Raw genomic sequence first — 22663 nt, forward strand, 5'->3', positions numbered from 1 at the left:
GCGAGAACAGGCGCAAAAATCAGGCCAGCGGCGTCCGCTCGACCACGGTGCCGTCGGCGGTCGGATACTGCTCGACGATCTCGCCCCTGTTCACGTCGCCCTCGTCGATCATCTCCTCGAGGAGCCACCAGGCGAGTTCGACGTGTTCGGATTTCTGGCTGTAGAACTGCTCGGGGACGCCGAGCTCCGCCAGTCGGTCGCCGCTCTCCCAGGCCTTGCCGTAGACGAGGGTGCCGTCGTCGGTCACCTCGTCGAACTCGCGCCTGATGACCTTCGCCATCCGCTTCAAGCGGTTGCGGTGCTGGGCGGCATCCTTGAACACGCTCGTACAGAAGTAGACCTTCTCGTGGTCGCCCATCGCGTCGAGGATGTCGTGAGAGCCCTCGACGGCGCTCATGTGGCCCTCGCGACGCTCGAAGCCCTGCTCCTGCATCCGCTCGTAGTTCCCGTCACTCATCTCGAACTCGTTGATGTTGCAGAAGTCGGCCGCGCCCTCGTCGAGGAATTCGATGAACTCCTCCTCGGCGCGGATGCCCGGGATCTCGAACGCCGGGGTGAGTCCTTCCTCGCGCGCGATGTAGAGGATCTCCTCCCACTCGGTGCCGTGCATGTCGCCCCACAGTTCGTAGGGCGGATGGAAGCGGATTTCATCCAATCCGGCCTCGGAGAGTCGGCGCATGTTCTCGCGCCCGCCGGTGATGCCCGTGTAGAGATGGGTGTGGTGGTCTTCGCCGAACTCGTCTTTGAGCATGGAGAGATACCGACAGGTTTTGGCCATCGCCTCCTGGGGCTCGCCGCCGGTGATCGACGTTCCCAGTGCCTCCATCCGGTGGGCCTCCTCGATCACGTCGCTGTCGTCCTCGACGAGGCGCTCGTTGGCGTAGACGTCGGTGACGTTCTTCCGGTTCTCGCCGAGCGGACAGTAAAAGCAGTCGCGCTGGTCGCAGTAGCCGTAGACGAACAGCACCATCTTCCCACCCTTGGCGCACTGTTCACAGCCCTTCGAAATCATTCGTTGAAACGACTGGGGGCGCAGTCCTGAAAAGGCGTACGGCTCGGATCGGCTCTCGGGAGCAGCAGTACCGCACGCACTTTCGGATCGACTGTCGCTACCGTGGCTGCCGAGGGACCCGACAGTCGGGAACGACTGCTACTCCCGAGATCGATCGGGCAGTCGGTGACTCAACACCATCTCTTCACGGAAGCGTCGCGCGTCGGTTCGGTCGTCGGAGTCGTTGCGAGTGATCTCGGGCACCATCGGCGCGCCGGTGTTCTCGATATCCGTGTACATCTGTTGTCCTGCGAACGACGGCGACGGGTGCACCATCGTTCGACACGAACCACTGATCCGGGCCGCCCAATAAATGTAATGATAGAACATGTAATACTACTCCTGTGTGGGTTAGGACGTATTAGGAGCGTGGCGGCCAGCACCGAAAGCAGTTAACGGCGGGTCGCGTAGCCGGCCGCATGCTGCTGGTGCTGTGCATCGATCTCGACGACGACCTCGGACGGAAGGCCGGCGTCGAGACACCCGTCGTGGGCCGAGAGGCCGTCGAGAGCGCCGCCGTCGCGCTCGCCACGACCGATCCGGAGGACTCCGACTCGAACGTACTCTTCGAGGGGTTGCACATCCACGACGACATCACCGACGAGCAGGTCGAAGTCGCGGCCGTCACCGGCGTCGAGAGCGGCGGCGTCGCGGCCAACAGGAAGGTCGGCGAGGAGATCGATCACATCCTCGCGGGGCTGACCACCGGCGAGGACGTTCACGCACTGGTGGTCACCGACGGCGCACAGGACGAGTCGGTGATCCCGGTGATCCGCTCACGGCTCCCAATCGACGGCGTCCAGCGGGTCGTCGTCCGGCAGGCTCAGAACCTGGAGTCGATGTACTACACGATGAAACAGGTGCTCGACGATCCCGAGACGAGGGGCACGATCCTCGTCCCGCTCGGCATTCTCCTGCTCATCTACCCGCTCGCCGAGATCGCCAGCCAGCTCGGCGTGCCCGGTGCGGCGGTGTTCGGCTTCATCTCGGCACTGCTCGGGCTCTACGTGCTCTTCCGCGGGCTCGGTCTCGAACGCGCCATCGACGAGGCGGTCGCGCGGGCGCGACGCGGCCTCTACGCCGGCCGGGTGATGCTCATCACGACGGTGGTCGCGGCGGCGCTACTCGCCATCGGCGGCGTCCGCGGGATGACGACGTTCGACGCCCACAGCGCCGCGGCGGCGCTCAGCCCCGTCGAAACGATCGCCGCCTTCATCGTCGGCGCGACGCCCTGGTTCGCGGCCGCGGGCATCACCAGCAGCGTCGGCCGCATCACCGACACCTATCTCGCCGAGCGCTTTCGCTGGCGGTATCTCAACGCACCGTTCTACGTGCTCGCCATCGCGGCCGTGCTCTACGCCGTCAGCGCGTTCCTCCTCGGCGAGGTTGGGCTGACCTACATGGCGGTCGCGCTCACCGCTGGCACACTGTTGGGGCTCGTCAGCACGCTCGCGTTCGCCATCGTCGAATCACGCTTCCCGAGCACTCCGGAACCGGTCTGAGGGCCGTCCTCGTCGGATGATGGCGACCGTCACCGGAGTGGGCAATGGAAAGGGACTTATCCGGCCGCCGAGAGCGAATTTGCATGGATGCAATCGTACTCGCCGGAGGCTACGCGACACGTCTCTGGCCGATTACGAAACACCGCCCGAAGATGTTCCTGCCGGTCGGCGGGGCTGACGTCATCGACCGTATTTTCGACGAACTGGAGACGGACGACCGTATCGAGGACGTCTACGTGAGCACGAACGAGCGCTTCGCCCCGGAGTTCGAGCGCCACATCGCGGAGAGCGAGTTCACGAAACCGCGCCTCAGCGTCGAGGAGACCACCGACGAGGACGAGAAGTTCGGCGTCGTCGGCGCGCTCGCCCAGCTCGTCGAGCGCGAAGACATCGACGACGACCTGCTGGTGATCGCCGGCGACAACCTCATCAGTTTCTCGCTCAGCGACTTCGTTGACGAGTTCGAGTCCCGTGGCGCGCCGACGATCGCGGCCTACGACGTCGGCTCGAAGGAGCGCGCGAGCTCCTATGGCCTGGTCGAGCTCGACGGCGATCAGGTCGTCGACTTCCAGGAAAAACCCGACGAACCGAACAGCACCCTCGTCTCGATCGCCTGCTACGCCTTCCCCGCCGAGGCGCTCGCCTTCGACGAGTATCTCGCGGGCGACAACAACCCCGACGAGCCGGGCTGGTTCATCCAGTGGCTCCAGGCGACCCGCGCAGTCTACGCCTACACCTTCGACGGCGCGTGGTTCGACATCGGCACGCCCGAGAGCTACCTCGAAACCGTCGCGTGGGCGCTCGACGGCGATGCCGCGATCGACGCCGAGGCCACGGTCGAAAACAGCGAGATCGGCAGCGGCGTCCACGTCATGGACGGTGCAGTCGTGCGGAACTCGACGATCGAGCGCTCGGTCGTCTTCCCGAACACCACCGTCGAGGACTGCACGGTACGGGACTCGATCCTGGACGAGGAAGTCGACGTCGCCGGCACCGAGCTCACGGACGCGCTCGTCGGTGCGCACACGAAACTGCCCGACGGCGACTGACGCTCGCAATACGGACACGGCTGACCGTAGCCCTCTTTTGTACCGCCGTCCTCGCGCGGGTATGGCATCGCGTTCGACGAAACTCGTCACGGGTATCGCACTACTGATCGCCGTCTCGTTCGCCGTCCACTACGCGCTGTTCGGGTCGCTCCCGGTCGGCAAGCCCGCGCTGCTCGACAGCGACGAATAGCTCGTCAGGAATCGCCGAGCCACGCATCGGTGATGCGCAACCGCCCGCGCACGCCGTCCCATTCGGTTTTGTAATCGAGCTTCAGCGGCCGCTCCATCTGCGGGCCATCGGTCACGAGCGTCTCGAACCCGCCACCCTCGCCGAGGAGGTGAACGCCGTAGTCGTCGTTGAGTCCTTCGAGTTCGTCGAAGGCCTCGGCGTCGAGCGTGCGTCCGAGCCAGGACTCGTCGAGGCCGGCAGCCGCCACGGCGATCACACGGATCTCGAAGCCGGCAGCGAGCATCGCGTCGGCGAGCGTTCGGGGATCGCGTTGCCAGAGCGGGGCGAACAGGTCGATGTCGAGGCGTTCGCACATCGCCTCGATCCGGCTAGTCTGGAACTCGCTTTCGATCGCGCCGGCGACGACGCCCGTGAGTCCGTCGTCGATGTCGGCGTCGAGCTCGCGGAGCGCGCGTTCGAGCGGTTCGAGCTCGGCATCACCGCGCGCACTGGAATCGGTTCCCTCGTGGCCGCTCGACTCGATTTCGAGCAGTTCGATGCCGATGCTCTCGGCGGCCAGCCCCGCGATCTCGGTCGCCGGGACGTGATAGAGAAAGGAATCCTCGTCGGGATGGACGGTGACAAGCCGCGCGACCGGCAGTCCGTCGTCGAGCGCGCGATGGAGCGCCCACGCCGAGTCCTTCCCGCCGGAGAACAGGCTCACCCACGCCATGCCAGAGGTATCGTGCCGTCGGCTAAACGCGCTCCGATCCGGGCGGCGTCGCGGACCCGAACGTTCAGGACCCCGCACGAGTTACGTGGGGGCGATGAACGGACATCGTTCGGGGAAACGCCCGCTGCTCGCCGCCGCGCTGGCGCTGCTCTACCCGGGACTCGGCCATCTCTACCTGCGCGAGTGGCTGCGTGCGCTCACCTGGTTCGGGCTGACGTTCGCGACCGTCGCGATCGCACTGCCGGCCTCGGCGATCCCCGAGACCAGTGCGGGGTTCAGCCTCGACGCGGTCATGCAGGCGAGCGAGGCGCTCCCGATGGAGGCCGAGATCGCGATCTTCGTCCTCTTCGTGCTCAACACGGTCGACGCCTACCGTATCGCCCGGGGTTCCCGAACCGAGCAATCGACCGTCGACGACGGGAAATTGCGCTGTCCGAACTGCGGGCGCGAGACCGACGCCGATCTCGAATTCTGCCAGTGGTGTACCGAGCCGCTCGCGGCCGACGAATGAGCGCGGGATAGAAGCACGTCGAGGGGCAAGAACGGGTATGGGCTATGCCTGTCCCGTCTGTGAGACGCCGCAGGCCGACGCGCGCCATCTCGCCAACCACCTCGCGTTCACCGCGCTGCTCGGCGACGACGAGCACGAGTCGTGGCTCGACGAGCACGCACCGGGCTGGGAGCAGTCCGGCGAGGACGAGCTCGCCGAACGAGTCGAGGAGGGTGCTGCGGAGGTCGAGTTCCCCCAGGTTTTCGAGGACACGACCGGTCACGACCATCACCACGGCGACGAGCCGCGATCGGGCGAACTGTTCGACGATCGACCAACGCGCGGGCCGTCGAAGGAGGGGAGCCTCGACGCCGAGACCGCCGCCGCGGTCGAGCAGGCCCGTGCGATGACCGAGGACACACACGACGAGAACGAGACGGCTGGTGGGAATGCAGCGGGCGACAAGAGCGATGAAAGCAACGATGGCGACGCGGACGAAAACGAGTAACCGTCCGCCGAGCAAAGCGCTCGCATGCACACGGTTGGACGGTTCGCGCCCAGTACCGAGGAAGCCGCCCGCGAGCGCTACGAGTCGCTCGGTCCGACGGCCCAGACCGTCGTTCGAGAGGTCGCGACCGCGATGGAGTTCGACAAACCGGAATACGACGAGCGCGTGACGAGCACGGTCGTCGAGCGGGCGCGCAACGCGCTGTTCGCTTCGGAACTCGAAGTCTCGGTCGGCCACCGCGAGGCCTTCGACGACTGGCAGGCCGAGCATCCCGAGTACGAAATCCACGTCATCGGCAACGAGAACGTCCCCCGGGTCGCCTGGCACGCCGCACCCTTCGCCGAACAGGCTGTCGCGGCGACGTTCGCAAACGAAGAGCGCGCGGCCGTCGAAACCCTGCGCCGACAGGCGTTCGGCCGGCTCTATCGCGATCTCGTCGAATAGAATTCCGGGTCAGCCCGGGAGGAAGACGTTGAGAACGGCGACGACGATGCCGGCGAGCCCCATCCGGATGCCGGCGATATACCAGCGCTGGCGGGAGATCGAGGCCATGTACGCCCCGAACGAGAAGAGGATGCCGACGGCCATCGCGACGGAGACGAGCGTCGCCTGGAGCAGCGAGAAAGCCGTGCCCTCGAACAGGAACGGCGTGAGCGGGACGATGAGTCCGAGCAGCGGGCCGAGACCGCTCATGAGTGCGTTGACGACCTGATTGCTCATCTTGTCGCGCTCGATGCGGGTATCGCTCAGATCGGCGAGCATCGCCTCCTCGGTCTCCTGGATCTCGGCACGCATCTCCGCGCGCTCGATCTCCCAGACGCTCCAGACCCCGGAGGTGGTGAGACCGACGGCCGCGGCGAGACCGAGGCTGATCACCGTGAGTCCGTCGGAGATGCCCGAGAGATAGGCCCCGACGGTGACGCCGACGCCGGTGAGCGCGCCGTCGAAACCATTTGAGACGAAATATCGGCGGGCGATCGGGCCCACCATGTCGGTGTCGATCCGGTCGGTCAACGACGCTTCGTCGTCGGCCATCAGTCCTGTGCCGTCGGGCTATCCTCGACGATGTACTCGCCGCAGGCGACCCGATCGACCGAGTGGATTCGTGCGCCGGTGTCCTCGACCGTCGTGTTCACCGTCTCGAAATCGATATCCGTGCCCTCGATGGTGAACTTGATGTTGCGGACCTCCTCGTCCATCTCCAGGAGCACGGCGTTGACGCCATCGACGCCATCCAGATCGGCGATCTCGTCGGCGACCGCAAGCATGGTCGGCTCGTGAGGCTTGAGAACGTCGATAACGAGTTGGCGAATGGTGGCCATCCCGCATTCGTACGATGCAGGGCGGTAAGGGTGTGTTGGTATGTCGTCCGTCCGGTCAACGATCGGTTCGATTCGGTCGAGGATTCGATCGAAGAGGGGCGGTCGCTTAGGCCGACGACGAGTCGTCGGCCTCGTCCTCGCCGTCGATATCGACGTCCTCGAAGTCGGCGTCGACGTACTCATCGTCGTCACCGTCGCCGCCAGCGCCACCCATGTCGCCCATGCCGCCGGGGCCGGCACCCGCCGCGCCTGCCCCGCCAGCGCCGCCGGCGGCCTGCTGGGCGGCCTCCTGCTGTTCGTACATCTGCTTGCCGATCTCCTGAAGCTCCGTCGAGAGCTCCTCGGTGGCGTCTTGGAGCTCCTCGGTCGTCGCGTCCTCGTCCTCCAGGGTTTCCTCAACGTCCTCGATGGCATCCTCGATGTCGGCCCGGAGGTCGTCTTCGACTTCCTCCTTGTTCTCCTCTAGGAGCGAGTTCGCGCGCTGGACCGAGCTCTCGGCCTCGTTGCGCGCCTCGATGCGCTCGCGGCGCTGCTCGTCCTCCTCGGCGTACTCCTCGGCTTCCTCCTGCATCCGGTCGATCTCGTCGTCCGAGAGCCCCGCACCGCCCTCGATGGTGATCTCCTCGGAGTTGCCCGAGCCCTGGTCGTGGGCCTCGACGTTGACGATACCGTTCTCGTCGATGTTGAACGTCACCTCGATCTGGGGCGTTCCGGCGGGCGCGGGCGGGATGCCCGAGAGCTGGAACTCACCCAGTAGCTCGTTCTCGTCGGCGATCTCACGCTCGCCCTGGAACACGCGTACCTGGACCTGAGTCTGGTTCGCGGCCGCGGTCGTGAACACCTTCGACTCCTCGGTCGGGATCGTCGTGTTCTTGTCGATGAGGCGCTCGAAGAGGCCACCCTTGACCTCGATACCCAGCGAGAGCGGCGTCACGTCGAGCAACACGATGTCGTCGACGTCGCCCGCGAGCACGCCACCCTGGATGGCTGCACCGAGGGCGACGGCCTCGTCGGGGTTGACGTTCTTCTGGGGGTCCTGACCGACGATCTCCGAGACCTGTTCTTGGACCTGAGGCATCCGCGTCGACCCGCCGACGAGGATCACCTCGTCGATGTCGTCGGCGTCGTAGTCCGCGTCGTCGAGCGCCTGCTGGGTCGGGTCGACAGTTCTGTCGATCAGGTCGGAGGTAAGCGACTCGAACGTCGCGCGAGTGAGTTTCTCCTCCAGATGGACCGGTCCCGAATCCGTCGCGGTGATGAACGGGAGGTTGATCGTCGTCTCCTTCCGGTTGGAGAGTTCGATCTTGGCCTCCTCGGCGGCGTCCTTGAGCCGCTGGAGTGCCTGGCGGTCCTCGCGGAGATCGAAGCCGTGCTCTGACTCGAACTCCTCGGCGAGGTGGTCGATGATCGCCTCGTCCCAGTCGTCACCACCGAGGTCGTTGTCGCCGTTGGTGGCGACGACCTCGTAGACGCCGCCACCCAGGTCGAGCACGGAGACGTCGAAGGTCCCCCCACCGAGATCGTAGACCATCACGGTCTGGTCGGAGTCGTCGTCGAGCCCGTAGGCCATCGACGCCGCGGTCGGCTCGTTGATGATGCGCTCGACGTCGAAGCCAGCGATCTCGCCGGCGTCCTTCGTCGCCTGGCGCTGGCTGTCGGAGAAGTAGGCGGGGACGGTGATCACGGCTTTCTCGATCTCGTCGCCGAGATATTCCTCGGCGTCGCGCTTGATCTTGCCGAGAATGAGCGCCGAGATCTCTTCGGGCGTGTAGTCCTCACCGTCGATCTCGACGGTGTGGTCCTCGCCGATGAACCGTTTGATCGACTCCACAGTCCTGTCGGGGTTCTGGATGGCCTGATTTTTCGCGGGTTTGCCGACGAGACGCTCGTCGTCGGTGAACGCCACCACGGAGGGTGTGGTGCGGTCGCCCTCGCCGTTGACGATGATCTCAGGATCGCTGCCTTCCATCACTGCGAACGCCGAGTTCGTCGTCCCGAGGTCGATACCGAGGATCTTGTTGCTCGCCATTGTTGGCCCCAACTATCGCTTTGGGCCGGTTAAAAGTTGCTAGATACGCCGACTCATCCCACCGCGCGCTGGTCTCCCCTGCTGCGGTTTTCGGGCCATCCCCGCTTGCGACCCACGGCGTATAAATCGGACCGCAACACGACCGCTCGTCCGCCCCAGCGGAAAGGGCCAAACCGCTCGCCGCCCTCGATCGGGCATGGTCGTCGCGCTCGCGATGGAGTGGCGAGAGCTCCTGTTCGCCAACTGGCCCGTGGATCCCGACGTCGTCTCGGCACACCTCCCCGACACGCTCGCCGTCGATAGCCACGACGGCAGCGCCTGGCTCTCGGTCGTGCCGTTCACCAACGCCGCCGTCCGCCCGCACCGGCTGCCGAGCCGACTCGGCATCGATCTCCCGGAACTCAACCTCCAACCTACGTCACCGTCGACGGCACGCCCAGCGTCTACTTCTTCAGCCTCGACGCCGAGGGACTCCTCGGCGTGATCGGCGCACGACTGTTCCATCACCTCCCGTACTACTACGCACGCATGCGCCACGGGCGCGACGGAAACGGCCGCAACCGCTTCGAGAGCCGACGCCTCCATCCCGGAGCCAGACCCGTGGAGTTCCGGGCGAGCTACGAACCCGCCGGCGAACGGCTCGATCCAGGCCCCGATTCGCTGGCGACGTTTCTCACCGAACGCTACCGGTTCGACACCGAAGCGCCGGACGGGAGCGTTCGCTACTCGAACGTGAACCACGATCCCTGGCCGCTGTATCCCGCCGACGTGACGATCGAGGAGAGTTCTCTCTTTCGAGCAAACGGCTTCGCCGACCCGCCCGGGGAACCGGTCTGTTACTACAGCCCAGGCGTCGACATCACCGCGTCGCCGAGTCGAACACGGGACGACGCTACTCGCTGACGGTGATCTGTGCCGGGCGGAGCACCTTCTCGCCCATCTCGTAGCCCGGGCGGTAGAGTTCGGCGATCGTGTCTTCGGGCTGATCGCTGTCGACGCGCAGCATGACCTCGTGGCGCTGCGGATCGACCGCATCGCCCGCCTCGGGTTCGATCGCCGTGACGTTCTCCTCGTCGAGGATCCGGTCGAACTCCTCCAGCGTGCTCTCGACGCCCGGGCGGATGTCCGCGTCCTCGTCCTGCGAGAGCGCTCGCGAGAGGTTGTCGCGGACGTCGAGCAGACGCCCGACGAGGTCCTCGGTGGCGCGCTCGCGCAGCTCCTCCTGCTGGCGCTCGGTGCGCTGCTTGTAGTTCTGGAAGTCCGCCTGTTTGCGCGTCAGTTTCGATTCGAGCTCGTCGATCTCTTCGTCCCGTTCCTCGACGCTCCGCTCGGCGTCCGCGGCGCGCTCGCGCAGCGTACGCACCTCGTCTGCGAGTTCGTCGGTCGTCGCCTCCTCGATGCGCGCTTCGAGGCTCTCGAACCCCTCTTCGTCCTCGGTCACGCCGTCGGTGCCCGCGTCCTCGTCGTCGACTGGCGCTTCGGCGGCCGACTCGTCGACCCCGACGTCGTTGTCGCTCATGCTCGAACCGAGTCGACACACGGACAAAAGGATTCAGAAAGCCGCTGCGCAGCGGCGAGCGGATGGACAGCGATTAACGACGCGCGCCCGTACGGCGGCCGTGGCGGACGTCACGCTCACCTACGAGGACGGCACCATCCGCGTCGCGGGCGGTGCCGATCTCGATCTCCCCGTCGAACGCGATCCGCGATCGAAGACCGGTCGTGCGCCCGCCGTGCGCTACGCGGCGCTGGTCGCGGCGCTCGACGAGCAGGAGGTCGATTACGACGACCGCGTCCTCGCTGCGCCAGCGCTCGATGTTGCTTCGGCCTACGAACTGCGGGAATATCAGCAAACGGCGCTCGACGCGTGGCGCGCGAACGACGATCAGGGCTGTCTCGAACTTCCGACCGGCAGCGGGAAGACCGTCATCGGCATCGAAGCCATCGAGGAACTGGGGACCGCGGCACTGGTTGTCGTCCCCACGATCGATCTCCTGGAGCAGTGGCGACGCGAGCTCGAAACCGAATTCGGGGTCCCGATCGGCCAGCTCGGCGGCGGCGAGCAGCGCGTCGAGGCGCTCACCGTCGCGACCTACGATTCGGCGTACCTGCGTGCCGAGGACATCGGCGATCGGTTCGGGCTCGTCGTCTTCGACGAAGTCCACCACCTCGGTGGCGCGGGCTATCGCGACATCGCCCGCCTGCTCGCCGCGCCCGCCAGACTGGGCTTGACGGCGACCTTCGAGCGACCCGACGGCGCACACGAGGTCATCGAAGCACTCTGCGGCCCGCTCGTCCATCACATCGCGCCCGACGAGCTCGCCGGCGACCACCTCGCGGCCTACGACATCAAGCGACTCGACGTCGCGCTCTCCGACGAGGAACGGGCGGAGTACGACGAGCATCGCGAGACGTTCACGAACTATCTCGCGCGGTCGAACCTCGACATGCAAAGCGGCAGCGACTACCGAAAACTCGTCATGCGCTCGGGCTCCGATCCGGCGGCGCGCGAGGCGTTGCTCGCGAACCAGCGCGCCCGCGAGGTGATGATGAACGCCGACGCCAAGATCGCGACCCTCGCCGACCTGCTCGATCGCCACCAGGGGGATCGGATCATCGTCTTCACCGCGCACAACGACCTCGTCTACCGCCTCTCGGAACGCTTCCTCCTGCCGGCGATCACCCATCAGACGGGGGCGAGCGAGCGCCGCGAGATCCTCGAAAAGTTCCGAAGCGGGAGTTACTCGCGGGTCGTCACGGCGAACGTCCTGGACGAGGGCGTCGACGTGCCGGACGCGAACGTCGCGATCGTCCTCTCGGGGAGCGGCTCCGAACGGGAGTTCACCCAGCGCCTCGGCCGGGTGTTGCGCCCCACCGCGGACGGCGGGCGGGCGCTGCTCTACGAGGTCGTCACCGAGGCGACCGCCGAGGAGCGCGTCGCCGAGCGCCGACACTGAGGACGAGGGCGTTTTGGCCGTCGCCACCCGAACGATCCTGTGCTCACGAAGGACCTCCTCCGGGTGTCGCGGGCGGGCGGTGGCTACCACCCGCAGTTCACAGCCAGGGAAGATCGCCCGCTCGCGGCACGAGTCATCGGGGTCTATCAGGGCCACGTCGGTCGGTCGCGCGCCGATCTCGACGACGCACTTGGGGCTCTCGAAGGCGAGGCCGACGATTTCAAACTCGTTCGCGGGTTCGCCAAACTCCTGGAGCGCGAGGCGACCTTCGAGACGCGCAGCGATCTGGTTCCCGATCGTGCCCGTAGTGCGGCGTTCGCGGCCGCCGAATCCGTCGGCGTCGTGACCGAAGATGACCGCGAGCGCGCGCTGTCGCGGGCCGCCGATCGGCTCGATGCCACGTCGGGGACGGTTGCGGACTCGCTGTACGCCGATCTCGACGAGCGACAGATTCTCGTCGACCTCGACGTTCCCTGGAATCCCGAGGAGCTCTGCGCCCAGTACGACCTCTCGCAGGCACAGACAGCTCTGTTCGACGCGACCGAACTGCGCGTGCGGAGTTCCGATCCGAAGGCGCTCGTCTCGGCAGTCAAGCGGCTGCGACTGCTCTACGAGATCTGGAAGACGGGCGAGTCGGGAACGGCGCTCTCCGAGCGCGAGGTCCGCGTGACGGGCCCCGACAGCCTCTTTCGCCGGACCAGACGTTACGGCACCCGGTTCGCTCGACTGCTCAGAAGCGTCGCGAAAGCAGGCGAGTGGGAGCTTGTGGCGACGATCGACGACCGCGGCACCGAGCGCGAACTCCGACTCACGCAGGCCGATCTCCAGCCGCCGGGAACCGACCCGGTGGTCGAAATCGACTACGACAGCCAGGTGGAGGCCGACTTCGCCGCCCGGTTCGACGCGCTCGATCTCGACTGGGAGCTCACCCGCGAACCCGAACCGCTCGAAACCGGCGCGCGGGTGATGATCCCCGATTTCGCCTTCGAGTGGCAGCATGGGGTTCCCGATGTCGCCACTGACGACTCGGGAGCAGGGAAGACGGCGTCTTCCCGTGATTTTCGTGTCTTCTTCGAGATCATGGGGTTCTGGACGCCCGAGTACATCGAAAAGAAGCTCGCTCAGATCGAGGAGCTGGAGGCAGTCGAGCTCGTCGTCGCGGTCGACGAGTCGCTCGGCGTCGGCGAGGAGCTCGAAGCCCGCGACGCGCGTGCCATCCCGTATTCGGGATCGGTGCGGGTGCGTGACGTCCGCGATGCACTCCGAGAGTACGAGGAACGACTGAACGCGGAGAGTGCGGCGGCGCTGCCCGACGAGCTCGTCCCGGAGGACGACGCGATCTCGCTGGCGGCGCTCGCCGCCGAGCACGGCGTGAGCGAGAGCGCGATCGAGGGGAAACGGTTTCCCGAACACGAACTGGTCGGCCGGACGCTTGTCCGTCCGTCCGTTCTCTCGGCACTCGACGCCGATATCGAACCGGAGATGGCGTTCTCGACGGTCGAAGAACGGATCGCCGCGGCGGGGGTCGACGACGCGAGCGCGGTGCTCTCGCGGCTCGGCTATCGCGTGGAGTGGGAGGGGTTGAGCGGCGGGACGGTGTGCGAGAAGGGGTGAAACTACGGCGACGTGCTCGATTCGGCCGGACGGATGTCGCGGTAGAACGCGACCCCGTAGGTCATCGAGAACGCGCCGACGACGCCGGTGAGCACGAGGAACACCACTGCGGCCACGGCGATGACGCCGAGCGAGGGCGTCTGCACGCCACCGGTCGCCGGGAACGTCCCGACCAGACCGAGCACTGCACCGAACGCACCGAAAACACCGCTGATGACCATGACGACGAGCATGTAGCCGAGCGTGCTGAGTTTGTGACCGCGAACCGCTCCCACGCTACGCTTGAACCCATCGACAGCGCCGAGATCGTCGATCACGATCGCCTGGCCGAAGAACTGGATGAAAAAGAACAGCACGAAGTACAGCAGGAACGCCACCAGAACGACGGCGGCGATGGCGAGGATCGCGGCTCCACCGACTGCATCACCGCTTGCGGAAACGACGGCAAAACCGCCGATAGCGCCGATGACGAACAGCGCGATGACGTACACCACTCCCAGACACATCATGATGAGAAGGGCACCGAGCATGGAGACGTAGTTCGCCTTGCCGGCACGCACGAACGTCCCGAGGCTCGTCGTTCCCGTGACGGCTTCGTTGCCCATGCCGATGATGCCGCCGAAGAAGAACGGATAGAGCAGTAGCAAGAGCAACGAGAGCAGTCCGGAAGCGATCACGATGGCGGGTGAATCGACCGACTGCATGAATATCTGTGGCAGTTGGACGAGTCCGAGCACCAACGCGACGACGATGAGGATCGGATTGCGGATCACTGCGGCGATCGATCGACGTCCTGCGGATATCGCACCCATGTCAGCATCGAATGTCGAGGGCCGTCAAATACTTTGTTACCGACACCGAGCAACGACAGAAAGTCGCTGCTGAGTCATCGACCTCGAACACCTCTATCTCGAAGCTCCTGCCGAGCCTGCTCATCGTCGTCTCGCTCGTCAGCAGCATGGTGCTGGTGGGGCAGTCAGGTCACTCTCCATCGATCAGTTCGCGACGTCGACCCTTCGGCACCTGTGAGCGGAGCTCGCCGTCGATGAAGAGACCGACACCAAGGGGTTCGCGCTCGCCGGCGAGGTCGTGGGCCGCGATCAGATAGCCCCAGTCGCCGTCCCAGTCGATGGATTGGTCCTCGCCGGCGACGAACCGCCGCGCTTCGGCATCGGCCAACTCGACGACGTTTTTCTCGGCATGCCGCCCGAAGCGCTGGACCGCGTTCGTGGTCGGTTTCCAGTGTTCCTGGCGCGTGCGGAGAAACGTCATCCCAAGTGCCTCGGCTTCGAGCGGGCTCGCTACCGCGCCACGAAACGCCCAGAGCTTTCCCCCACCTTTCTCCCAGAACGAATAGTTCTCGAAGGTCTTGGGGGCGATCGTGTAGCGTTCGTCCCAGAAATCGAGGACTTCCTGGCGCGTGGCTCGGCCCTCGACGACGCGCTCGTCGGCGGTGGCGGGCAGGCGATCGAGCTGCGAACCGTCGTTCGCTCGGTCGCTCATCCGCCGACCTCCACCTTCGCGCAGAAAAAGCCGCCCGTGTCGTTCAGATGGGGGTAGATCCGTTTGGCCTTCTGCACACTCCGATCGAACGCTTCGCCCTGCCACTCGGTGACGCCGGGGCGGGTTTCGAGATCACAGGAGAACTCGACGAGTCGGCAATCCTCGGCCGAAAGAACGCTGTCGAGCACGGCCTCGTTCTCCTCGGGCGCGAACGTACAGGTCGAGTACACCACGCACCCTCCGGAACGGGTCGCCTGCACCGCCCGCCGGAGGATCGATTCCTGCGTTGCGGCGATGGTGTCGATATATTCGAGCGACCACTCGTCGAGCGCGTCCGGGTTCTTCCGGATCGTCCCCTCGCACGAACACGGCGCGTCCACGAGCGCGCGATCGAACTCGTCGAAATCGAACGGCTTGAGCGAGTAGTTCCGTGCATCGCGGTTCGTCACCGCCATCGAGGTGACGCCGAGGCGTTCGGCGTTGAATCGGAGCGCCGAGAGCCGGCCCAAACTCCGATCGTTCGCGACGATCGTCCCCTCGTCATCGGCGAGTGCGGCGAGCTGGGTTGCCTTCCCGCCGGGGGCTGCACAGGCCGCCCAGACGCGCTCACCGGGATCGGGATCACAGACGAGCGCCGGCAGCGTCGAGACCTCCTCCTGGCCGTGCAGCCAGCCGTGATAGGCCCCCCACGTCCGCCCCGGGCTGGTCGAATCGAGTCTGAGAAGTCCCGGATGCCACTCGACGGGCTCGTACTCCACACCCTCGTCGTCGAGTGCGTCCATCGCTCGCTCTGGCATCGCCTTGATCTCGTTCACCCGGACGACCGACGGGAGCGGGCGCTCGCAGGCCGCACGGAACGCCGAGAAATCGTCGACGAGCGGTTCGTACCGTTCGAGAACGTCCATTAGGGAACCATCCGTCCGGGGTCGCTTGTCGATTTCGGAGTCGGGGGAGCCTTAAGGTGCCCCGCGATGAAGATGCCAGCATGGCACACGTCGACGTCGCGGCGGACGATATCGAACTCGACGAACCGACGCTCGTCGAGGGGTTACCGGGCGTCGGACTGGTGGGCAAGATCGTCGCCGACCACCTCGTCGATGCCTTCGAGATGGACTACTACGCCGGCATCCACTGCAGCGGCGTCCCGGAGGTCGGCGTCTATCGCGGCGAGCGCTCCGCCCTCAGACCGCCCGTGCGCCTCCACGCCGACGCCGAACGAGACCTCCTCGTGCTCCAGAGCGACGTCCCGGTCTCACCGAGCGAGGCGACCGAGTTCGCCACCTGCATCACCGGCTGGCTCGCCGACAACGACGTCACCCCGCTCTACCTCAGCGGCCTGCCCGATCAGTCCGACGAGGTACCCGAAGTCTACGGGATATCGACCGGCACGGGCAACGACCTACTCGACGAGGCCGGCATCGTCCCACCTGCCGAGGGCGGTCTCGTGAGCGGCCCGACCGGCGCGCTGCTCTATCACGCCGAGCAAACCAACCTCACGAGCGTCGGCCTCATCGCCGAGACCAACCCGCAGTTCCCCGATCCCGAAGCCGCCCGCGCGATCCTCGAACACGGCATCGAACCGCTCACCGGCATCGGGATCGACACGTCCGATCTCGTCGAACAGGCTGAGGAGATCCAGGAAGCCCGCGAACGCCTCGCCGAACGAATGCACCAGGCCGACGAGGAGAGCTCACAGGCCGAGCCGATCCGGATGTTCCAATAGTACCTTTTTACTGCGGGGGGTCGCGCTCGCTTCGCTCGCTTGATCCCCGCTTGCAAAAAGCTACGCTAAAAACACCCGCTCGTTCGCTTCGCTCACTCGCGGTGAACCGCGCTCGCTACGCTCGCGCGGACACTTTGTTCTCCGCAAACCGTACCGCACAGCACCGCTGAAGCCCTCGGCGCGCTCACTACGTTCGCTACTCGCTCCCTTCGGTCGCTCGCGCCTCGCCCTTCATCCGCCAGGAACTGCACCGCAACCGCACCGCTACCGCCGGCGGCTGGCGGCCGCCGTTTCAGCGTTCGGTCGTCACTTCACAGCCGTCTTCGGTGACGATGACGGTGTGCTCTTTCTGGCTGACGAGATTGCCCGCGCTCTCCTTGAGTACGGGATAGCTGTGGACGACGTTCTGGCGTTCGAGCCGGCGCAGCGCCATTTCCGGCCGATCGACGTCGAGCCAGCGCGTCGCGAACGGGAGGGTACGGAATTGGTCGGTGATCTGATCGAGTGCCTCGCGCGCGTCGCGGTTTCTGACCGAGCGTTCGTTTTCGAGCGCGAAGATCTCGGCCTCGTTGCCCTCGCCGACCTTGCCGCTGCCGTCGGTGGCGAACGGCTCGATGGCGACCACGTCGCCGGCTTCGAGCTCGACGCTCTGGCTCACCGCGCGGTTCGGGATGTTTGGCGGCGTATGCTGCTCCCAGTGGGCGAGCCCGTGCCCAGTGAGATTGACGACCGGGTTGTAGCCGTAGTCGTCGATGACCTCCTCGATGCGTGCACCGATCTCGCCCGTGCTAACACCGTCCTCGACGAGTTCGAGTGCGGCCTCCAGCGCGGCCTCGGGCGCTTCGGCGAGGTCGGGATTGCCCGAGAGATCGACGGTGACGGCGGTATCGGCGAGCCAGCCATCGACGTGGACGCCGATGTCGAGGTTCACCATCTCCTCGCCGAAGGTGGTATCCTCGTCGATGCTCGGCGTCGCGTGGGCGGCCTCCTCGTCGATCGAGATGTTGACCGGGAAGGCCGGCTCGCCGCCCAGTTCGCGCGTGCGCTCCTCGGCCCACTGGGCGATTTCGAGATGGCTCACGCCGACCTCGACGCGCTCTGCGGCTTCGTCGCGCACCTGCGCGAGGATCTCGCCCGCCTCGCGGCATTTCTCGTGCTCCTCGTCCGAGAGGTCCACGTCGCTCATACCGTATGATGGGGCGTTCGGGCCAAAGGTCTGCCGTTCTCGGGAGAACTGCCGTAGTGATTCCAACGGTCATCGAACGTGAACCAGCGTTCCACGGATCGATCGGTTTTGGACAGTACAAATCACGAAAGCCCCCCCCCCTCCTCTCAGAGATCGGTGCTCGTCTGCATCGCTGCCGAGTTGTACGCACTGCCTGCTTGTCCTGACTCGTCGAGGACGATGACGCCGGCCGTGGAGCCGGTCAGCTCCTCGTACTCGTCGATGGCGTTCGCCGCGGCGTTCGTGGGCTGCTCGCCGTCTTCGAGCCGTCGCACCGCCTCCCGCGCGAGCGTCGTCCGAGCGATGTCCTCGCCGGCACCGGTCGCGCTCGCCCCGCCGGCTGGCGAGGCGTAGAACCCACAGCCGATCTGTGGCACGTCGCCGACTCGGCCAGCGAGGGCGAACCACCGCCCGCCAGTCGAGGTCGCGGCCGCGACGCGCCCCTCGTCGACGGCGACCGCACCGACCGTGTCCGCCCCGCCGAACCGCTCGCGCACCCACTCGATGCGGTCTCCGATCTCGTCCGTCTCGGGTGGGTCGGCGGCCGCGAACCGCTCGCGTGTGTGGTCGGTCGTGAGCTCTTCCGGCACGATGTCGAACCCCTCGGCGAGCGCGACGGCGTGCTCGCCCGCGAGAAGCACGTGTGGCGTCTCCTCCATGACACGATGAGCGACGCCGATCGCGTGGCGAACCCCGGGCATCGAACAGGCTGCACCCGCCCTCCGCTCGTCGGTCATGATCCCGGCATCGGTTCTGACGACCCCGTCGGCCTGGATCGCCCCGCCGACGCCGGCGTTGAATCGTGGGTCCGCTTCGAGGATATCGATCGCGCTCACGACGGCGTCGACCGGCGTCGTCGCGTCCGCCCCGATGGCGGCGGCCTCGTCGAGAACCGACTGTCGTCGATCGGGTTCGTCCGGTTCGTCGCCCGCACCGCCGTGAACGATGAGCTGCATGGTCCGTGACGCGGCAGCAACCGGCATAACGCTCCCGAACCCGTCCTCAACGGACGTTTGCGAAAGACAGGCCTTTTGGCACGGCCGGGCAAATCTTCGGTATGTCTTATGAACGGGTCGACGTTCCGAGCGCGGGCGAGCAGATAACCAGCGACGACAGCGAGCTCAACGTGCCCGACGATCCCGTCGTTCCCATCATCCACGGCGACGGCATCGGAACGGACGTCGCCCCGGCCGCCCAGCGGGTACTCGGTGCGGCCGCCGAAGCTACCGGTCGAGAGATCCACTGGATGCGCATCTACGCCGGCGAATCCGCCCGCGAGCGCTACGACGAGAACCTTCCCGACGACACGCTCGACGCGCTGCGTGAGTTCAAGGTCGGCATCAAGGGCCCGCTGACGACGCCCGTCGGTGCGGGCTACCGAAGCCTCAACGTCGCGCTCCGCAAACGACTCGATCTCTACACGAACATGCGGCCGACCTACCACATCAAGGGCGTCCCCTCCCCCGTGAAGGACCCCGACGCGATGGACATGGTCAACTTCCGGGAGAACACCGAGGACGTCTACGCCGGCATCGAGTGGGAGGCCGGCACCGACGAGGCCGAGCGAGTGCGGGAGTTCGTCGAGGAGGAGATGGGCTTCACCGAGTCGATCCACGAGGGACCCGTCGGTATCGGCATCAAGCCCATCTCGGAGTTCGGTACGAAACGCCTCGTCCGCCAGGCCATCGACTACGCGCTCGAAAACGGCCGCGAATCGGTGACCTTGGTCCACAAGGGCAACATCATGAAGTTCACCGAGGGCACCTTCCGCGACTGGGGCTACGAGGTCGCCCGTGAGGAGTACGGCGAGAACGTGATCACCGAGGACACCCTCTGGGACGAGCGCGACGGCGAAGCGCCCGACGCCGACGTGGTCGTTAACGACCGCATCGCCGACAACATGCTCCAGCAGATCCTCACCCGAACGGGCGAGTACGACGTCCTCGCCATGCCGAACCTCAACGGGGACTACCTCTCGGACGCCGCCGGCGCACAGATCGGCGGTCTCGGCATCGCCCCCGGCGCGAACATCGGCGACGGCCGCCTCCTCGCCGAACCCGTCCACGGCAGCGCGCCGAAATACGCCGGCCAGGACAAGGTCAACCCGACCGCGATGATCCTCTCGGGTCGCATCATGCTCGACCAGCTCGGCTGGAACGACGCCGCCGACCTGATCTACGACGGCGTCGAGGACGCAATCTCCTCGAAGAAGGTCACCTACGACATCCACCGCCAGATCGACGGCGGGGAGAAACTCGCCACCAGCGAGTTCGCCGACGTCGTCGTCGACAGCATCGAAGACAACGCCTGAATCGGCGCTACGACAGCCATCCCCGGATTTTTGCGACGTACTGCGGCGTTCGATAGATGATTCGTCCGAGCCCGACGACGAACCCCACCACCGCTCCTGCAACGACCACCCACTCGACGGTCGTCGGGACCGCTCCGGGAAGGAGCTGTGTGACGATCAGTACGACGACGGCGAGCAGCCAGATGGCGTAGAGCACGAGGCCGACCGTCGTACCGGTGCGCCTGAGCGTTCGGTTCATACGTCCCACCGGAGAACGAACGAAATAATCGTTTCGTAGAGCCGTCGTTTCTCACTCCGCCCAGTCGGGGTTTTCCCTTGGCGGACTGAAAACGTCGATGCCGCGGACGATGTCCTTGCCACGATTTTCGACGCCGTGGGACTCCCCGCCGGCGAGCACGTAGCTGTCGCCCGGGCCGAGTTCGCGCTCCTCGTCGTCGAGGAGGAAGGTCAGCGTTCCCGCGACGAGATAGCCGGCCTGCTCGTTGGGGTGGCTGTGTGCCGGGACGGTCGCACCCGGTTCGACCGCGAACCGCTGAACGCTCATTGCCTCGCCGCTGGCCAGCATCGCGAGGTGGACGCCGTCGATCGCTTCGGTCGATTCACGTTCGGTGCCGATGAGTTCCATGACCCTCCCTCGTTCCGTGGCTACCTAAAGGTTCAACAGGGTCGATATGCAAATTCGAGCATGTACGCGGTCGTCGGCTGCAGTGACTGCGGGAGCTTCTGGGTCGTCGAGGGTCGCCCGGAGACGACGAGCTGTCCCGGCTGTCGCACCCGCCATCGCTTCGAGCGGCTCACGAAGTTCGCCGAGACCGACACCGCCGACGCCGCCCGCCAGGCTCGCACCACACTGTTGGCCGATCGCAGCGAGCACGCACCCGACGAGCTTGACTCGTTCGCCGCGCTCGAATCGCGTGCCGAGAACGGTGGGATGAGCGACGACGAGTATCTCGAACGGTCGGGACTCGACGCCGAGGCGGTGCGCGAGGCGGGCGAGCGCGCGACCGAGGGTGGCGAGGGGAGTGGAAGTCAGAGCCGGATGGATATCGTCCGTGCGGCGCTCGCCGATCTCGATCGCCCGACCGAGGAGGAGATCGTCACGTATGCGTGCGAGCGTGATGTCCCCACGGAGTTCACCGAGCGCGCACTCGAAAAACTCGTCCGTCGGGGTGCGGCAAGCGAACATCAGGGACGGTACCGCTCGCTCTGAGAATTATTCGACCGCTTCGGCGAGCGCGACCGCCTCGTCGGTCGAACCCTCGGTCACGAGCGCGTGGGTAGTCTCCCCGTCGGTCCAGACGACCACCGTCCGGCCGTCCATCGTCGCCGCGGTCGCGTCCGTGCCGTCGACTGTGACGCTCGTCCCGTTCAACTGCTCGTAGGGGACCTGCTCGTCGTCGGTCGTGACGAGCGTGGCGTTCGTCGCGCCGTCCGCGTACTGCTGGGCGACGATCGTTCCGTCGCCGGTCCCCGCGACGGTCGCTTCCTGAAACTCGAACCCGTCGGCGGCGAGCGTCGGGAGATTACCGTCGACGGCCTCGTTCGTGGCGTCGAACGCGTCGTAGCTCTCGGTCGTGCTCGCGGCGCGGTCGGCCGGCGGCGCGAACGTGCTCTCGTGGACGCTCGCGTTGAAGCGCTGGTCGTCGTAGCGCACGGTCGTCGTGTTCGCCCCGTCGGTGACACGCGCCTTGAGTAGTCGCGAGTCGTTCGTCGCGATCCAGGCCGTTCCCTCGGCGTCGACGCTCTCGTTGTCGTGGCTGAGCGAAACGACGTACGCCTCGGTTCCGTCGATGGTTTCGGTGCCGGTCCGGGTCGCGCTGAGGTTCGCCTCGGAGAGGTTCGTCGGGAGCGAGCTTTTCGTCTCATCCCACTCCGCCGGCAGCGACTCGCAGTCGACGGTCGAGAGGTTCACCGCGGCCGCCTCCATCTTCTCGGCTCCTGGAGCCGAGTCGTTGGCGTCGAACGTCGCCGCGCGCTCGCGGACCGCCTCACAGAGTTCGCTCGCGTTCTCCGAGCCGTTCTCGACGGTCCACGCACGCTGGAGCGTGGGCGAATCGACCCAGGCGACGCTGCCGTTGGTGCCCATCGCCACCGTTCGGCCGTCCGTCGTGAGCGCGACGCGCGCGCCCTCGTCGTCGGCGAGCGCGTACTCGACGGTACCGGTGTGGTTCGCGCTCGCGTTCGACACCGTGACGTCGGCGCTGCCGGTGAGCGTCTCGGCGCTCTCGTACTTCTCGTGGGCATCGTCGAGAATCGCCTCGCCGGACGGGCCGTCGGTCGACTGGGCGAACGCCACGCCACCGACGACTGCCCCCACGACGCAGAGCAGCACGAGGGCGATGGCGGGCGAGACGCGCCCACGGGTTCCGGAATCGTCCATTGCCAATCTTTCGCACTGGACGAGTAAATACCCACGGTCGCGGCCCAACTCGTCCGTCTCCCCGCTCGGTGTCGAGCGACGATATCTTCATTGGGCC

General features: G+C 66.2%; 26 protein-coding genes and 1 pseudogene. 12 read left to right on the plus strand and 15 right to left on the minus strand.

What is annotated here, in order from left to right:
* Positions 1–19: 19 nt before the first annotated feature.
* Both MUK72_RS12605 and MUK72_RS12610 read right to left on the minus strand, forming a co-directional pair.
* The gene (locus MUK72_RS12605) at positions 20–1012 is read right to left on the minus strand and encodes a radical SAM protein (protein WP_244701409.1); all 993 of its coding nucleotides are present in this window, start codon (positions 1010–1012) and stop codon (positions 20–22) included.
* A gap of 138 nt (positions 1013–1150) precedes the next feature.
* The gene (locus tag MUK72_RS12610) at positions 1151–1291 is read right to left on the minus strand and encodes a hypothetical protein (protein WP_244701412.1); all 141 of its coding nucleotides are present in this window, start codon (positions 1289–1291) and stop codon (positions 1151–1153) included.
* Positions 1292–1470: 179 nt separating this feature from the next.
* Between MUK72_RS12610 and MUK72_RS12615 the strand changes: the two genes are divergently transcribed.
* The 3 genes from MUK72_RS12615 (at position 1471) to MUK72_RS20225 (ending at position 3792) form a co-directional block, all read left to right on the plus strand.
* Positions 1471–2553: a DUF373 family protein gene (locus tag MUK72_RS12615; RefSeq protein WP_244701415.1), complete on the plus strand. Its 1083-nt coding sequence runs from the start codon at positions 1471–1473 to the stop codon at positions 2551–2553.
* Positions 2554–2636: 83 nt separating this feature from the next.
* Positions 2637–3602, plus strand: coding sequence for a nucleotidyltransferase family protein (locus MUK72_RS12620; protein WP_244701418.1), 966 nt, complete (start codon positions 2637–2639; stop codon positions 3600–3602).
* Between the two features lie 61 nt (positions 3603–3663).
* Positions 3664–3792 carry a hypothetical protein gene (locus MUK72_RS20225; protein ID WP_275039133.1) on the plus strand — a complete coding sequence of 43 codons (129 nt, stop codon included), beginning with the start codon at positions 3664–3666 and terminating at the stop codon, positions 3790–3792.
* A 4-nt stretch (positions 3793–3796) separates the two neighbouring features.
* On the opposite strand, the gene MUK72_RS12625 is transcribed toward MUK72_RS20225, so the two are convergent.
* Positions 3797–4504: a diphthine--ammonia ligase gene (locus MUK72_RS12625; RefSeq protein ID WP_244701424.1), complete on the minus strand. Its 708-nt coding sequence runs from the start codon at positions 4502–4504 to the stop codon at positions 3797–3799.
* 94 nt (positions 4505–4598) lie between these two features.
* Here MUK72_RS12625 and MUK72_RS12630 point away from each other — a divergent pair, with 94 nt between their 5' ends.
* Genes MUK72_RS12630 through MUK72_RS12640 form a run of 3 tightly spaced genes read left to right on the plus strand, consistent with a single transcriptional unit; the run spans position 4599 to position 5946 of the window.
* Positions 4599–5015, plus strand: coding sequence for a zinc ribbon domain-containing protein (locus MUK72_RS12630; RefSeq protein WP_244701427.1), 417 nt, complete (start codon positions 4599–4601; stop codon positions 5013–5015).
* A 37-nt stretch (positions 5016–5052) separates the two neighbouring features.
* Complete coding sequence (locus MUK72_RS12635) at positions 5053–5502, plus strand: DUF5810 domain-containing protein (RefSeq protein WP_244701430.1); 450 nt, start codon at positions 5053–5055, stop codon at positions 5500–5502.
* A gap of 24 nt (positions 5503–5526) precedes the next feature.
* A complete protein-coding gene (locus tag MUK72_RS12640) occupies positions 5527–5946 on the plus strand; it encodes a DUF5809 family protein (RefSeq protein ID WP_244701433.1) in 420 nt (139 codons plus the stop codon).
* Between the two features lie 9 nt (positions 5947–5955).
* Here the strand turns inward: MUK72_RS12640 and MUK72_RS12645 are convergent, their stop codons facing one another.
* The 3 genes from MUK72_RS12645 to dnaK form a co-directional block, all read right to left on the minus strand.
* Positions 5956–6537, minus strand: coding sequence for a VIT1/CCC1 transporter family protein (locus MUK72_RS12645; protein WP_244701436.1), 582 nt, complete (start codon positions 6535–6537; stop codon positions 5956–5958).
* Positions 6537–6824: a DUF211 domain-containing protein gene (locus tag MUK72_RS12650; protein WP_244701439.1), complete on the minus strand. Its 288-nt coding sequence runs from the start codon at positions 6822–6824 to the stop codon at positions 6537–6539. The genes MUK72_RS12645 and MUK72_RS12650 overlap by 1 nt, the downstream gene beginning before the upstream one ends.
* A 106-nt stretch (positions 6825–6930) precedes the next feature.
* Positions 6931–8853: a molecular chaperone DnaK gene (gene dnaK / locus MUK72_RS12655; RefSeq protein ID WP_244701442.1), complete on the minus strand. Its 1923-nt coding sequence runs from the start codon at positions 8851–8853 to the stop codon at positions 6931–6933.
* 196 nt (positions 8854–9049) lie between these two features.
* Between dnaK and MUK72_RS12660 the strand changes: the two are divergent.
* Positions 9050–9756: pseudogene (locus tag MUK72_RS12660) on the plus strand (YqjF family protein).
* Here the strand turns inward: MUK72_RS12660 and MUK72_RS12665 are convergent.
* The gene (locus tag MUK72_RS12665) at positions 9746–10372 is read right to left on the minus strand and encodes a nucleotide exchange factor GrpE (protein ID WP_244701445.1); all 627 of its coding nucleotides are present in this window, start codon (positions 10370–10372) and stop codon (positions 9746–9748) included. The pseudogene MUK72_RS12660 and the gene MUK72_RS12665 sit on opposite strands and share 11 nt — an antisense overlap.
* Positions 10373–10472: 100 nt before the next feature.
* On the opposite strand from MUK72_RS12665, the gene MUK72_RS12670 reads away from it, so the two are divergent.
* Both MUK72_RS12670 and MUK72_RS12675 read left to right on the plus strand, forming a co-directional pair.
* Positions 10473–11810, plus strand: a complete 1338-nt coding sequence (locus tag MUK72_RS12670; RefSeq protein WP_244701448.1) for a DEAD/DEAH box helicase family protein — start codon at positions 10473–10475, stop codon at positions 11808–11810.
* A 39-nt stretch (positions 11811–11849) separates the two neighbouring features.
* The gene (locus MUK72_RS12675; protein ID WP_244701451.1) at positions 11850–13424 is read left to right on the plus strand and encodes a DUF790 family protein; all 1575 of its coding nucleotides are present in this window, start codon (positions 11850–11852) and stop codon (positions 13422–13424) included.
* A 2-nt stretch (positions 13425–13426) separates the two neighbouring features.
* Here the strand turns inward: MUK72_RS12675 and MUK72_RS12680 are convergent, their stop codons facing one another.
* The 3 genes from MUK72_RS12680 to MUK72_RS12690 form a co-directional block, all read right to left on the minus strand.
* The gene (locus MUK72_RS12680) at positions 13427–14236 is read right to left on the minus strand and encodes a DUF7847 domain-containing protein (protein WP_244701454.1); all 810 of its coding nucleotides are present in this window, start codon (positions 14234–14236) and stop codon (positions 13427–13429) included.
* Positions 14237–14405: 169 nt separating this feature from the next.
* Positions 14406–14927 (minus strand): DUF7122 family protein, encoded by a 522-nt coding sequence (locus tag MUK72_RS12685; protein ID WP_244701457.1) that lies wholly within the window; start codon positions 14925–14927, stop codon positions 14406–14408.
* Positions 14924–15832 (minus strand): RsmB/NOP family class I SAM-dependent RNA methyltransferase, encoded by a 909-nt coding sequence (locus MUK72_RS12690; protein WP_244701460.1) that lies wholly within the window; start codon positions 15830–15832, stop codon positions 14924–14926. The genes MUK72_RS12685 and MUK72_RS12690 overlap by 4 nt, the downstream gene beginning before the upstream one ends.
* An 80-nt stretch (positions 15833–15912) precedes the next feature.
* Here MUK72_RS12690 and MUK72_RS12695 point away from each other — a divergent pair, with 80 nt between their 5' ends.
* Positions 15913–16650: a proteasome assembly chaperone family protein gene (locus MUK72_RS12695; RefSeq protein WP_244701463.1), complete on the plus strand. Its 738-nt coding sequence runs from the start codon at positions 15913–15915 to the stop codon at positions 16648–16650.
* A gap of 292 nt (positions 16651–16942) precedes the next feature.
* Here MUK72_RS12695 and map read toward each other — a convergent pair whose 3' ends face one another.
* On the minus strand, positions 16943–17836 hold the full coding sequence (map, locus tag MUK72_RS12700) for a type II methionyl aminopeptidase (RefSeq protein WP_244701466.1): 894 nt from the start codon (positions 17834–17836) through the stop codon (positions 16943–16945).
* Between the two features lie 146 nt (positions 17837–17982).
* A complete protein-coding gene (locus MUK72_RS12705) occupies positions 17983–18831 on the minus strand; it encodes an isoaspartyl peptidase/L-asparaginase (protein WP_244701469.1) in 849 nt (282 codons plus the stop codon).
* A 101-nt stretch (positions 18832–18932) separates the two neighbouring features.
* On the opposite strand from MUK72_RS12705, the gene icd reads away from it, so the two are divergent.
* A complete protein-coding gene (gene icd / locus MUK72_RS12710) occupies positions 18933–20186 on the plus strand; it encodes an isocitrate dehydrogenase (NADP(+)) (protein WP_244701472.1) in 1254 nt (417 codons plus the stop codon).
* 7 nt (positions 20187–20193) lie between these two features.
* Here the strand turns inward: icd and MUK72_RS12715 are convergent, their stop codons facing one another.
* Positions 20194–20424, minus strand: coding sequence for a hypothetical protein (locus MUK72_RS12715; protein ID WP_244701489.1), 231 nt, complete (start codon positions 20422–20424; stop codon positions 20194–20196).
* A gap of 51 nt (positions 20425–20475) precedes the next feature.
* Positions 20476–20811, minus strand: coding sequence for a cupin domain-containing protein (locus tag MUK72_RS12720; RefSeq protein WP_244701492.1), 336 nt, complete (start codon positions 20809–20811; stop codon positions 20476–20478).
* 60 nt (positions 20812–20871) lie between these two features.
* Between MUK72_RS12720 and MUK72_RS12725 the strand changes: the two genes are divergently transcribed.
* Positions 20872–21396, plus strand: a complete 525-nt coding sequence (locus tag MUK72_RS12725) for a DUF5817 domain-containing protein (RefSeq protein ID WP_244701495.1) — start codon at positions 20872–20874, stop codon at positions 21394–21396.
* 3 nt (positions 21397–21399) lie between these two features.
* Here MUK72_RS12725 and MUK72_RS12730 read toward each other — a convergent pair whose 3' ends face one another.
* Positions 21400–22566, minus strand: coding sequence for a hypothetical protein (locus MUK72_RS12730; RefSeq protein ID WP_244701498.1), 1167 nt, complete (start codon positions 22564–22566; stop codon positions 21400–21402).
* Positions 22567–22663: the final 97 nt, after the last annotated feature.

The organism is Halococcus dombrowskii, assembly GCF_022870485.1.
Classification (GTDB): domain Archaea; phylum Halobacteriota; class Halobacteria; order Halobacteriales; family Halococcaceae; genus Halococcus; species Halococcus morrhuae.

What these genes read in the sequence shown, in the direction of transcription:
- MUK72_RS12605 (WP_244701409.1), bottom strand. Translation starts at nt 1,012, where the DNA reads ATGATTTCGAAGGGCTGTGAACAGTGCGCCAAGGGTGGGAAGATGGTG.
- MUK72_RS12610 (WP_244701412.1), bottom strand. Translation starts at nt 1,291, where the DNA reads ATGTACACGGATATCGAGAACACCGGCGCGCCGATGGTGCCCGAGATC.
- MUK72_RS12615 (WP_244701415.1), top strand. Translation starts at nt 1,471, where the DNA reads ATGCTGCTGGTGCTGTGCATCGATCTCGACGACGACCTCGGACGGAAG.
- MUK72_RS12620 (WP_244701418.1), top strand. Translation starts at nt 2,637, where the DNA reads ATGGATGCAATCGTACTCGCCGGAGGCTACGCGACACGTCTCTGGCCG.
- MUK72_RS20225 (WP_275039133.1), top strand. Translation starts at nt 3,664, where the DNA reads ATGGCATCGCGTTCGACGAAACTCGTCACGGGTATCGCACTACTGATC.
- MUK72_RS12625 (WP_244701424.1), bottom strand. Translation starts at nt 4,504, where the DNA reads ATGGCGTGGGTGAGCCTGTTCTCCGGCGGGAAGGACTCGGCGTGGGCG.
- MUK72_RS12630 (WP_244701427.1), top strand. Translation starts at nt 4,599, where the DNA reads ATGAACGGACATCGTTCGGGGAAACGCCCGCTGCTCGCCGCCGCGCTG.
- MUK72_RS12635 (WP_244701430.1), top strand. Translation starts at nt 5,053, where the DNA reads ATGGGCTATGCCTGTCCCGTCTGTGAGACGCCGCAGGCCGACGCGCGC.
- MUK72_RS12640 (WP_244701433.1), top strand. Translation starts at nt 5,527, where the DNA reads ATGCACACGGTTGGACGGTTCGCGCCCAGTACCGAGGAAGCCGCCCGC.
- MUK72_RS12645 (WP_244701436.1), bottom strand. Translation starts at nt 6,537, where the DNA reads ATGGCCGACGACGAAGCGTCGTTGACCGACCGGATCGACACCGACATG.
- MUK72_RS12650 (WP_244701439.1), bottom strand. Translation starts at nt 6,824, where the DNA reads ATGGCCACCATTCGCCAACTCGTTATCGACGTTCTCAAGCCTCACGAG.
- dnaK (WP_244701442.1), bottom strand. Translation starts at nt 8,853, where the DNA reads ATGGCGAGCAACAAGATCCTCGGTATCGACCTCGGGACGACGAACTCG.
- MUK72_RS12665 (WP_244701445.1), bottom strand. Translation starts at nt 10,372, where the DNA reads ATGAGCGACAACGACGTCGGGGTCGACGAGTCGGCCGCCGAAGCGCCA.
- MUK72_RS12680 (WP_244701454.1), bottom strand. Translation starts at nt 14,236, where the DNA reads ATGGGTGCGATATCCGCAGGACGTCGATCGATCGCCGCAGTGATCCGC.
- MUK72_RS12685 (WP_244701457.1), bottom strand. Translation starts at nt 14,927, where the DNA reads ATGAGCGACCGAGCGAACGACGGTTCGCAGCTCGATCGCCTGCCCGCC.
- MUK72_RS12690 (WP_244701460.1), bottom strand. Translation starts at nt 15,832, where the DNA reads ATGGACGTTCTCGAACGGTACGAACCGCTCGTCGACGATTTCTCGGCG.
- MUK72_RS12695 (WP_244701463.1), top strand. Translation starts at nt 15,913, where the DNA reads ATGGCACACGTCGACGTCGCGGCGGACGATATCGAACTCGACGAACCG.
- map (WP_244701466.1), bottom strand. Translation starts at nt 17,836, where the DNA reads ATGAGCGACGTGGACCTCTCGGACGAGGAGCACGAGAAATGCCGCGAG.
- MUK72_RS12705 (WP_244701469.1), bottom strand. Translation starts at nt 18,831, where the DNA reads ATGCAGCTCATCGTTCACGGCGGTGCGGGCGACGAACCGGACGAACCC.
- icd (WP_244701472.1), top strand. Translation starts at nt 18,933, where the DNA reads ATGTCTTATGAACGGGTCGACGTTCCGAGCGCGGGCGAGCAGATAACC.
- MUK72_RS12715 (WP_244701489.1), bottom strand. Translation starts at nt 20,424, where the DNA reads ATGAACCGAACGCTCAGGCGCACCGGTACGACGGTCGGCCTCGTGCTC.
- MUK72_RS12720 (WP_244701492.1), bottom strand. Translation starts at nt 20,811, where the DNA reads ATGGAACTCATCGGCACCGAACGTGAATCGACCGAAGCGATCGACGGC.
- MUK72_RS12725 (WP_244701495.1), top strand. Translation starts at nt 20,872, where the DNA reads ATGTACGCGGTCGTCGGCTGCAGTGACTGCGGGAGCTTCTGGGTCGTC.
- MUK72_RS12730 (WP_244701498.1), bottom strand. Translation starts at nt 22,566, where the DNA reads ATGGACGATTCCGGAACCCGTGGGCGCGTCTCGCCCGCCATCGCCCTC.